This window comes from Erysipelothrix sp. strain 2 (EsS2-6-Brazil) (assembly GCF_016617625.1).
Classification (GTDB): domain Bacteria; phylum Bacillota_I; class Bacilli_A; order Erysipelotrichales; family Erysipelotrichaceae; genus Erysipelothrix; species Erysipelothrix piscisicarius.
Genome location: NZ_SBAR01000007.1, coordinates 65065 through 75773, shown reverse-complemented (window position 1 = coordinate 75773; position 10709 = coordinate 65065). Strand labels below are relative to the sequence as shown.

Sequence of the window (10709 nt, the reverse complement as noted above, 5' to 3'; positions counted from 1 at the left end):
TTTGGTCTTTCATTTTTTTATCTAATTGTTTATACTTCATATTGGAGCTCCTTTTAGTCGGGTGGGCTCCTTTTATTATACAAAAACAACCGCACCTTGGGTGGTGCGGTTGAGATTTGAATTTAGGTAAAACATGCCTTATCGGCATGTTTTTTTATATCATTTTTACTTTATAATACGCATCTTCTTGTCCCTTTAAAACAGGAATCAATTCAAATTCATAATGATATTCACGATGTACATCTAGAAATTGCGGATCATGCTTCGAGAGCCAACCAACTACATCAACCGCTACAATCCATTCCACACTTTGATCAAGTGCTCTGCGTGCCCCAACATTTAACGGTACTCGATCCGACTTAATCATGAGTCCTTGTCGCGATGCATTCGTTAAGGACGCCCAAAACACTTGTGTATGATTTCGAAATGTCTTTGAGCTTACCTCTTGTTCAAGGGACTCATGATAAACCGCAAAACCTAATTCATCGTTTAGGTTTTTATAATTTGCATGGGGTCCTTTTCCAAAATACGCCAAGGTATCATAAGCACGCTTTAATGGAATTTCAATTCCAATCATTGAGAGTCCTGAGTGATTTGCCGGTTTAAAGGTTTGTCGCACCCAAATACGTCCATCAGCAAAGATCTTATAAACCGTATGGGCCACAGACCCGTTTACAAGCACACTACGTGTTGTAATCCGAATTCTTGAATCATTAACGACTACAATAGAAAAATGCTGTGCTGACGATTTAACGCCTTCCTGCGCCCACGCATGTGTAAAAGTATTCCAATGCTCATTGTCTTCATAATTCATGGGACCACGATTACACAACAAAGACATCGGTCGTGAAAGCATTTCATCCCCATCGTATCGGTATGAGTCCAAAAAACCCGTTTCTTTATCAAACGATAACGAAAACTTCTCACCTGTTACCGTGCAACGGGTTTGTGTCTCCACGACTGATAGCGGTTTAAATTCCTCCGACATTGTTACTTCTTGCTTTACCAAATGATGCAGACGTATTTGATGACACAATACCGCTTCATCGGTATAAGGGTCCATAACGTATAGATTTAGATGATACATCGCATCAAATTCATAAAAACTTGGTACATCGATACTTATTTCTTGAGTCTCACCCACATCTAAAACCAGGCTGAAACTTGACTTTGATCCTTCAATACTGTGCCCATCCTTGAGCACACACGACCGAAACACCGCATGTTCCGTGTTTAGATACTTAAAATTATTGCGTACACTTATTGTTTTAGTTTGAGGATTAAATTGCGTAAACGTCAAAACGTGATAGCGTGGCGAAAAATGCCCCGATATCTTACCCTGACACCATTCATGAAGTTCATCCAATTGTTTTTTTATTGAACACTTCGTTGGTTTCGAATAATCATGTTTATACGACCCATCACAATCTGTATACCTTGGTTTTGTAGCAATGCATAACTGCCTATCTACAGCTACGTCATTACCAAAACATCCACTTAGCAAATGACCGCTAACCTTCGGAATACTTATTGTTTTTTTCTTAGAGCTACACGGAAGTTCATCTTCCTGACTCTTCAACTCAATCTGATCGCATTTCATGATTTCGCCTCCTTAAAACACCTTGCATTTGAATGCGCTTTCTAAAAAGATACCACCCCAAAGTGTTGATGTCAAATATTATTCAATCCATAAGTAATTCGAGGCATATTCCTTTTTATATATACCCCCTGTGGTATAATGGTTGTGTAATAATAAGAGGTGAACAAAGATGTTTAATGAAGCATTGCAGAAATTAAAGTCACCGAGGTCTTTGATGAAACTTGCGTTGTTTACGATTTTCTTTCTAGGAATCTATACGCTCATCGATTCTTTCAACCTCAGTTACCGTGAGATGATGCTTGAATATGGTATTTATCTCGTTATTATCAATGTGTTTATGAATCTACTCATGGCCCTACTCAGTGGCCTGTTGATGGTATTAAACACAGTAATGGTAGATCTCAAAGGTATCGAAAGTAAAGGAGCAAATCTCAGCTTTGTATCCATTCTTTTCGGAATTCTTACCTACGGGTGTACCCCTTGTGTTATTGCATTTTTTGCGAATATCGGAATTGCATTCTCTGTGATTGCACTTCCTTTAGCCGGACTTCCGTACAAATTACTTTCTCTCGTATTAATCCTTCTCGGACTGATCTGGACTCGTTATGAAATCAATAATACAACATGTAAAATAAAAGCACCTACTGCATAGGTGCTTTTATTTTTGTATTTAAATGTGTTTTAACGAGACTTTACAATAAGGTTGATTGCATCTTGAACCCGTTCATGATCACGACCCGATTCATCGACACAATCAAGGAGGTTATCTACGGCTATGAGTTTAATGATACGATCAACACTTGATCGAACAGCAGTCAATTGGACTAGCACATCCTGACAACTCTCTCCTTCTTCAAGCATACGTGTAACGCCACGTATTTGACCTTCCGCACGTTTTAAACGGTTTAATAATTGTTTTTCACATGTCATTGTGACATCGCTCCCTTATAAATCGACATACCACCCATTACATTCACAACATGATATCCTTTGTCCGCAAGAAAACGTGATGCCTCTTGAGAACGATGTCCCGTAAGACAAATAATATGGTACGTAATCTCTTTCGAAAGATTGGTATAGTGACGGTTTAATTCACCCAGTGGAATATTGATTGCGCCATCAATATGACCGCTTTCATATTCCCATTCATCCCGGACATCAATTATATTTAAAGGCACTTTGCGACCAAGTTGTGATTCTAATTCGGGGGTCATAATAGTTTTATACATAGTTATACCCTTCCTAAAAAATATAATGTGGCACTTGCCACATTATATAATATCTTTATAAATTATAATTTACTGTCTAAGTATTTTTCAAGTGCTTGTTTTGGTTGGAATCCACTGATTTTTTCAATAGGTTCGCCATCTTTAAACAAGATCATTGTCGGAATACTCATAACATTAAATTCCGTTGCTGTTTGACGGTTTTCATCAATGTCTAATTTCGCTACTTTAATTTTGCCTTCATATTTATCTGCAAGCTCATCAATAACAGGTGCGAGCATCTTACATGGTCCACACCATTCCGCAAAGAAATCTACAAATACAAGTCCCTCTGAAGTTTGTTCTTTAAAATCTTTATCTGTTATATGTAATGTCATAATTGTTACACTCCTTTTGGTTATTTACCTTATGACACTATTATACCCCCTACGGTATAATAGTAAAGACATTTGCTTAAAAAAAGACAATCTTTTAAAAGATTGTCCTTTTCTTATTCATGATGATCTTCAAGATCATTAAAGCGTTGTAGATCTTTTTCTTCTACCAATACAAAGAAGAGATCACCTTCGCGTACTTTGTATTCTGGACTCACAAGAATTTGAAACTCTTGATTATTATCACATTTCATACCAAGAATATTAAAACCGTATTCTTGACGAAGATTTAAGTCGTTAATGCTTTTACCATACCATGATGAGAGTGCATGAATCTCAACAATATTGTATCGATCATCAATGCGCAAGGCATCAATTACACTGTGTTTCGCAATTTCGTTTGCAAGTCTTTTTCCCATTTCAACTTCCGGTAAAACAACACGATCGGCCCCTACTTTTTTAAGAACTTCATAGTAATCCATATTTTTTGTTTTCACAATAACATGTTTACAGCCCAATTTTTTGAGATTTAGGACACCAAGGATTGTGGATTCCAAACGTTCTCCCGATGCAATAATTGCGATATCGGCATTTGCGACATCTGCAGCTTCGAGTTGTTCAAGTTTGGTGAAGTCTGCTTGGACTGCATGCTCCACTAAATTCGCTACTTCTTCAACACGTTCCATTTTCGAATCCATCGCAATAACATCAACTTTATGTCGCGCTAATGTTTTCGCAATCGATGCTCCAAATAATCCAAGCCCTAAGATAGCAACAGTTTTATTTGTCATTATTTCGCTCCTTTATCCGATTAAGACGTTCCCTTCAGGGTAACGAATTAACGGTTCTTTCTTTTCTGCACGGCCACCAAACGAGAGGAAGAATGTTAATAATCCAATTCGTCCAGCAAACATTAATACGATTAATACAATTTTACCAATCACTGTTAGATTTGGTGTGAGGCCCATGGTTAGACCCACAGTTCCAAAACACGAGAATACTTCTACCAATACGTATTCAATACCATAACGCTCAGGTATCGTTTCTGTAATCAGAAGGATGAGTGAAGCAAGTAAGACCATAATAATCCCAGCAAATACAATTAAGAGCGCCTTCTCTACTTTTTCATGAGAGATGGATCGATTCTTAAAATGTGTTTGTTCATCTCTTAATTTAGCACGAACAAAGAGCACAATGGTAGCAACGGTTGTGACTTTAACACCACCACCGGTTGAACCCGCTGAAGCACCAATAAACATTAAGAGAATTGTAACAAAAATACCCATTGACGAAACCGTCGCATAGTTAACATTCGCATAACCTGCCGTACGCGGGGTAATCGCCATAAAGAGATAATTAATAAGTTGCATATGGAATGGTAAATCCGCAAACGTTCCATTGCGACTCTCACTTAACCAAAAGAGTAAAAAACTTACTCCTAATATGGAAAGTGTGGTTATCAGTGTAAGTTTGGTATGCATAAGTAATTTACGATTTCGTCGATACGATAACACATCGCGCCAGACGATAAACCCTAAGCCACCCACGACTATAAGACCACCAATTGTAAGGATTACAAGTGGATTTTGAGTGAACCCTTCCAAACTGTCTCCAAATAAATCAAATCCTGCATTGCAAAATGCGGATATACTATGGAAAACAGAGAAATAGATTCCTTTTAATATTCCAAATCTCGGAATAAAATCAATCGCCAAAAGGGATGCTCCAATTGCTTGAATTGTGAGCGAAAAGCGAATGATATAACGAATGAGAAACTGCGCATCCGATAAACTATCCGTATTTATGGCTTCACGAACAATCAGACGTTGACGCAAATTGAGACGTTTTCCTATAAAGACAAAAAACATCACGATAATTGACATGAACCCAAGTCCACCAATTTCAATTAAAGTAATGATCACCGTTTTTCCAAAATAGTTCCAATGTTCTGCGGTATTGAGTGTAACCTGACCTGTCACGCAGACTGCAGATGTCGCCGTAAATAATGCATCCAAAAAATTGGTTGCATGACCGCTTTGACTCGATATTGGCAAAGACAACAAGGTCGCACCAACAAAAATTGTTAGTGCGAAACCAAGTGCAATATATTGAGGAATTGTAATTTTTTTAAATTTACGTTTCATTTTTTCAACCTCAACCTCGATAATGAACGCATAAGAGCAAGCTGAGCTCGTTTTAAATCAAGTCCATCCTCATACTCTTTCTTTTCATTTAGACGCTTTTCGGCACGAATTCGTGCCTGTTCAGCACGATGGAAATCAATTTCTTCTTCACTTTCAATTGTAGAAACCAAAAGTGTTCCTTGATTGTCTTCAAATGTGAACAACCCTTCCGAAACTGCAAAATTTTCTCTTCCATCTTTCGATTTTGTATACATAATTCCAATTTCAATTGGCAATACGATTGCCATATGTTCTTGGAGCACCGTGCGTTGCCCATCAGAAGTTGGGAGTGTGATGGAATCAATCTCCACACTCCGATATGCTCCTTCTGGTGTAACTATTTTTAGATTAAACATTTTCTTTTGTTACGCCTGCCTTACGGTAAACGTCATCAATTGTAGATGCGAACAAGAATGCTTGCTCTGGTAAGTGATCCACTTCCCCATCTAAAATTGCTTTAAAGCTACGGATTGTGTCAGCAATTGGCACATACGACCCTGGAATTCCTGAGAACGTCTCCGCAACAAAGAATGGTTGGGACAAGAAGTTACGGATTTTACGCGCACGGTTAACCGTCAACTTATCATCTTCACTTAATTCATCCATACCTAAAATTGCAATAATATCTTGTAAATCTTTATAACGTTGTAAGATTTTTTGAACTTCAGTTGCTACGTAAACGTGCTCTGCACCTACAACATCTTCCGATAGTAGATTACTGCTTGATTCAAGTGGATCAACCGCTGGATAAATACCAAGCGCTGCAATATTACGATCCAATACCGTTTTTGCATCTAAGTGCGTAAACGTAATGGCAGCAGCTGGATCCGTAAGGTCATCCGCTGGTACATAAATTGCTTGAATCGATGTAATCGATCCTGATTTTGTCGACGTAATACGTTCTTGTAATTGACCCATTTCAGTTGCAAGAGTTGGTTGGTATCCAACAGCAGAAGGCATACGCCCAAGTAGCGCGGAAACCTCTGATCCTGCTTGAGTAAAACGGAAAATATTATCGATGAAAAGCAGAACATCTTGTTTGTTTTGATCACGGAAATTTTCAGCCATGGTTAAAGCCGACAACGCAACGCGCATCCGAGCTCCAGGTGACTCATTCATTTGACCATAAACTAGAACTGTATTTTCAAGAACTTTCGCATCTTTCATTTCGTGATAGAGGTCATTCCCTTCACGTGTCCGTTCACCAACACCCGCAACAACAGAAAGACCACTGTGTTCAATTGCGATGTTATGAATTAATTCTTGCATTAAAACCGTCTTACCAACACCCGCTCCACCAAAGAGACCAATTTTTCCTCCTTGTGGGTACGGACAAAGTAAGTCAATAACCTTAATACCTGTTTCTAACACAGTATTAGTAGTTTGTTGATCTTTAAAGGGTGGCGCTTCACGGTGAATTTCATGCATTTCAACACCTTCTGTGTTAAATGTTTGTTCATCGATTGGCTCTCCCAATACATTAAACATTCGGCCTAAAATTTCTTTTCCGACCGGAACTTTGATAGCAAAACCTGTATCCTCAACTTCGAGGCCACGTGATAAGCCATCTGTAGGACCCATAGAAATACAACGCGCTAAATCATTTCCAATGTGTTGTGATACCTCAAGGGTAACATCCATTGATTCATGTTTTACTTTTAATGCATTGTATAGTTTTGGCATGTGCTCTTTATCAAAGCGAACATCCACAACAGGACCGACAATTTGTACGATACGACCTTTCATCTAAGAAACCTCCATTCCAGAAACAATTTCTGATATTTCTTGTGTGATTGCTTCTTGACGCACACGATTGTACTTGCGGCCAAGATCGTCAATCATATCTTGAGCACTATCAGTTGCTTTTTCCATCGCAATCCGACGTGTTGTATGTTCACTAACTTTTGAAGTTAGATATGTATATTTAACGAGACTCATCAATGATTGTTTAATCATCATTTCCGATGCTTCTTCAAAGCTTGGTTCATAGATGACATCATCACGACGACCGCTTGATTTCGTATTCAAGATATGAAGTTTAAAATCAAGGGTCATCGCATTTTCATACTCGGGTATGATTGCGACAATTTGATGTGTAGATACATACGGGTTAATCGTTTTAATAATATCGTGAAGTTCAATACGTTCGCTTGAAACTTCTTGATTAATGATGTTTACACCTCGTGTTTTTAAAAATTCATAAGCTTGGGCACCAAGACTGATAACCATATCCTCCTCACGATAAACTTCTAACAGTTTACGTGCAAGACCTTGGGTATATGCAGAACACAACCCTAAATCCGGCATGACTACAAGGTACAATCGCGGGGTGTCATCAATAATCGCTTCATCAAAATGAATAAATTGTTCAGAAACCTTAGTTACGGCTTCATAATATTCTTTGAACTCACTCATTTGATCACGATAACGTTGTAATTTACTCAAAGAAACAAGTTTCATCGCCTTCGTAATTTTTTGAGTTGAAGAGATTGATTTAATACGTTTTTTTATACCTGAAGTATTAGGCATGATGCGCCGCCTTAAAATCACTTATTTCTTCATCGATAATTGTTTTTAAGTCTTCGATTAATGCATCATCAAGGACATAGTCCTTTTTAATGCGATCAAGCACATCGGTATGTGTTTGAACAAAACGACCATGTAAATGTTTTTCAAACGGTAAAACTTCCTTAACCTCTAATTGGTCAAGATAGCCATATTTATTTAAAAACATACTAATAATCATCAACTCATGTGGTGTCTTTGTAAGTGCACCTTGTTTTAGAAGTTCTGTTAAACGACGACCATGGTCAATCGTTTTTTGAGTTGCTTCATCAATGTCTGAACTAAATTGAGCAAAACTCAATAATTCATGATATGTTGCAAGTTCTAGTTTTAGTGACGATGCTACATGTTTCATTGCTTTTGTTTGTGCTGCTGAACCTACACGTGAAACAGACATTCCGCTATCTACAGCAGGACGAACCCCACTGTTGAATGCATCTAAGTTTAAGAATAGCTGACCATCCGTAATTGAAATAACGTTTGTAGGAATATAAGCTGAAATATCACCTGCTTGCGTTTCAATAATTGGTAACGCAGTCATTGAACCGCCGCCGTAATTTTCATTAAGCTTTGCAGAACGTTCGAGTAAGCGTGAGTGAAGATAGAAAACATCTCCAGGATACGCTTCACGACCTGCAGGTCTTCTTAAGAGGAGTGAAATGGTTCGATAAGCAACCGCATGTTTGGATAAATCATCATAGACAATAAGAACATCTTCGCCATTATCCATCCAATGCTCTCCAATTGCACATCCTGTATAAGGTGCAAGGTATTGTAGCGGTGCTAATTCACTTGCAGTACTTGAAACAACAACTGTATAATCCAGTGCATCATGTTCTTTAAGTTTTTCAACAACCATTGCAACCGTTGATGCTTTTTGACCAATCGCAACATAGATACATTTCACATTTTGACCTTTTTGATTCAAAATAGCGTTTAAAGCAATACTTGTTTTTCCAGTTTGACGGTCACCAATAATTAACTCACGTTGTCCCTTACCAATTGGAATCATTGAGTCAACGACTTTAATTCCAGTATGAAGTGGTTCGTGTACCGATTTACGCGTCATAACCCCAGGTGCCACACGTTCAATAGGACGGACATCAACCGTTTCAATGGCTCCTTGACCATCAATTGGTTGACCTAAAGCATTAACAACACGTCCTAAAAGTGCATCACCAACACCAACTTCAATAATATGGTTTGTACGGTAAACAACATCGCCCTCTTTTACAAGTTTGTCGTTACCTAAAAGTACAACCCCAACTTGGTTTTCTTCTAAGTTTAGTGCCAAACCAAATACTTCATCATTGAAACGGAGCATCTCACCAGATAGAACTTGATCTAAACCGCGCACAAAGGCAATACCATCACCAACTTTGAAGACTTTACCAACATCTACATTGGCTTCATCAAATTCGATAGTACTAATTTTTTCCTTTAACATCTGTAAGATGTTTTCAGTTTGGTTACTCATTCTCTAATCCTCCCTGGTTTAAGATTCGATCTAATTTACTTTTAATACTTGTGTCATAAATATCATGGTTGACACGTACCACAAGACCCTTAATCAACGAAGCATCAACATTATAGTCAATCTCAAAAACACCTTCATAGCGTAATTTTAAATTGGCCATTAATTGTTCTTTTTCGTTTTCACTTAATACATTTGGACTTGTAACCTCAACAACATTGAGATGCTTACCTTCTTCAAGGAAATCACGATATTCTCGTACAATACGATCAAAATCGCTCATCAACTTCGCATCTTGAATCATCTTGAGAAATTTTACAACTTCTTGAGGAAATGTTTTCCCCAATTCACTCCATACTGGTTCCAACGCATCTTGATCCAAGAACGTTGCCGTCATAATACGATAAAATTCTTCATCGTTTAAAAATTCTTGAAACGTTTGTAATGCGTTATAGAATTCCAAGGGGTTTCTTGTTTCAACACCCACTTGATAAAGTGCCTCTGCGTAGACTTTAGTGCTTATAATCATAAGCATTCATTTCCTTCGCAAGATCATCCATCATATTTAGATTGTTGAGTTCCGCATCTTGTAAAACCTTACGGTTTACATCGACCGCAACTTGCAGCATGTATTGTTGAACTTCTGTATAAAGTTTTTTCTTTTCTAATTCATATTCTTTTTGCAATGCAGCTTCTCGACGATCGATTTCTACTTGAGCAGACGCAATAATATCTTTACGTTTTGCTTCAGCATCGGCCATCATATCGCCTTCAATTTTCTTTAGGCGCTCCATTGCGACAACATACTCATGACGTTGTTCTTCTTTAAGTTTTTTTGATTCTAGCTTAAGTGCTTCTGCTTCTTTTACTTCGCTCTCAATTAATTCCGAACGTTTTTCTAAGTATTCTTGAACAGGTTCGTGTAAATATTTTTTATACATCAAATATATTACGAATGTAGCACCAAGCTGAGCTGCCATCGTCAAGAGATTTGGCATTAACTTTTGTGCAATATCGATAGTCATAGAACCCTCCTAATATCTTACTTAAATACAAAGATTAACAAGAATGAAATTAACATACCATAAATAGCAGCTGTTTCAGCAATACCAGCACCAAGAATTAACATAGCGCGGATTTTACTTTCTGCTTCTGGATTTTTACCTACAGCTTCAACAGCTTTAGCCGCTGCGTAACCTTGTCCAATTGTTGAGAAAATCCCTGTCATAACCGCTAAAGCAGCAGCAATCGCTACTAACCCTCTACCAACACTAACTGTATCCATTT

Annotated in this window: 14 protein-coding genes; 1 reads left to right on the top strand and 13 read right to left on the bottom strand. The window is 37.9% G+C overall.

Translation table 11 applies throughout. From position 1 onward, the window contains the following. Window positions 1–154 precede the first annotated feature (154 nt). On the bottom strand, window positions 155–1600 hold the full coding sequence (locus EPJ89_RS05715; protein WP_200549226.1) for a benzene 1,2-dioxygenase: 1446 nt from the start codon (window positions 1598–1600) through the stop codon (window positions 155–157). A gap of 214 nt (window positions 1601–1814) precedes the next feature. On the opposite strand from EPJ89_RS05715, the gene EPJ89_RS05710 reads away from it, so the two are divergent. Next, entirely contained in the window at window positions 1815–2252 is a 438-nt protein-coding gene (locus EPJ89_RS05710; RefSeq protein WP_202606000.1) for a hypothetical protein, read from the top strand. A 29-nt stretch (window positions 2253–2281) separates the two neighbouring features. Here EPJ89_RS05710 and EPJ89_RS05705 read toward each other — a convergent pair whose 3' ends face one another. From EPJ89_RS05705 to atpE, 12 genes are all read right to left on the bottom strand, one after another. Further along, the gene (locus tag EPJ89_RS05705) at window positions 2282–2530 is read right to left on the bottom strand and encodes a metal-sensitive transcriptional regulator (RefSeq protein WP_003775485.1); all 249 of its coding nucleotides are present in this window, start codon (window positions 2528–2530) and stop codon (window positions 2282–2284) included. Further along, window positions 2527–2829 carry a rhodanese-like domain-containing protein gene (locus EPJ89_RS05700; protein WP_200549225.1) on the bottom strand — a complete coding sequence of 101 codons (303 nt, stop codon included), beginning with the start codon at window positions 2827–2829 and terminating at the stop codon, window positions 2527–2529. The genes EPJ89_RS05705 and EPJ89_RS05700 overlap by 4 nt, the downstream gene beginning before the upstream one ends. A gap of 62 nt (window positions 2830–2891) precedes the next feature. Next, window positions 2892–3203 carry a thioredoxin gene (gene trxA / locus EPJ89_RS05695; RefSeq protein ID WP_161637041.1) on the bottom strand — a complete coding sequence of 104 codons (312 nt, stop codon included), beginning with the start codon at window positions 3201–3203 and terminating at the stop codon, window positions 2892–2894. A gap of 113 nt (window positions 3204–3316) precedes the next feature. Further along, window positions 3317–3991: a potassium channel family protein gene (locus EPJ89_RS05690; RefSeq protein ID WP_161637040.1), complete on the bottom strand. Its 675-nt coding sequence runs from the start codon at window positions 3989–3991 to the stop codon at window positions 3317–3319. 12 nt (window positions 3992–4003) lie between these two features. Beyond that, the gene (locus tag EPJ89_RS05685; RefSeq protein WP_200549224.1) at window positions 4004–5344 is read right to left on the bottom strand and encodes a TrkH family potassium uptake protein; all 1341 of its coding nucleotides are present in this window, start codon (window positions 5342–5344) and stop codon (window positions 4004–4006) included. Next, the gene (gene atpC / locus EPJ89_RS05680) at window positions 5341–5739 is read right to left on the bottom strand and encodes an ATP synthase F1 subunit epsilon (RefSeq protein ID WP_125164204.1); all 399 of its coding nucleotides are present in this window, start codon (window positions 5737–5739) and stop codon (window positions 5341–5343) included. The genes EPJ89_RS05685 and atpC overlap by 4 nt, the downstream gene beginning before the upstream one ends. Next, complete coding sequence (gene atpD / locus EPJ89_RS05675) at window positions 5732–7129, bottom strand: F0F1 ATP synthase subunit beta (protein ID WP_161637038.1); 1398 nt, start codon at window positions 7127–7129, stop codon at window positions 5732–5734. The genes atpC and atpD overlap by 8 nt, the downstream gene beginning before the upstream one ends. After that, window positions 7130–7912 (bottom strand): F0F1 ATP synthase subunit gamma, encoded by a 783-nt coding sequence (locus tag EPJ89_RS05670; RefSeq protein ID WP_125164202.1) that lies wholly within the window; start codon window positions 7910–7912, stop codon window positions 7130–7132. Further along, entirely contained in the window at window positions 7905–9425 is a 1521-nt protein-coding gene (atpA, locus tag EPJ89_RS05665) for a F0F1 ATP synthase subunit alpha (RefSeq protein WP_125164201.1), read from the bottom strand. The genes EPJ89_RS05670 and atpA overlap by 8 nt, the downstream gene beginning before the upstream one ends. Further along, window positions 9418–9957, bottom strand: coding sequence for an ATP synthase F1 subunit delta (gene atpH, locus EPJ89_RS05660; protein WP_125164200.1), 540 nt, complete (start codon window positions 9955–9957; stop codon window positions 9418–9420). Before atpH ends, atpA begins: the two co-directional genes overlap by 8 nt. Beyond that, window positions 9935–10447 (bottom strand): ATP synthase F0 subunit B, encoded by a 513-nt coding sequence (locus tag EPJ89_RS05655; protein ID WP_125164199.1) that lies wholly within the window; start codon window positions 10445–10447, stop codon window positions 9935–9937. The genes atpH and EPJ89_RS05655 overlap by 23 nt, the downstream gene beginning before the upstream one ends. Window positions 10448–10464: 17 nt before the next feature. Further along, window positions 10465–10707: an ATP synthase F0 subunit C gene (atpE, locus tag EPJ89_RS05650; RefSeq protein ID WP_003775506.1), complete on the bottom strand. Its 243-nt coding sequence runs from the start codon at window positions 10705–10707 to the stop codon at window positions 10465–10467. Window positions 10708–10709 lie beyond the last annotated feature (2 nt).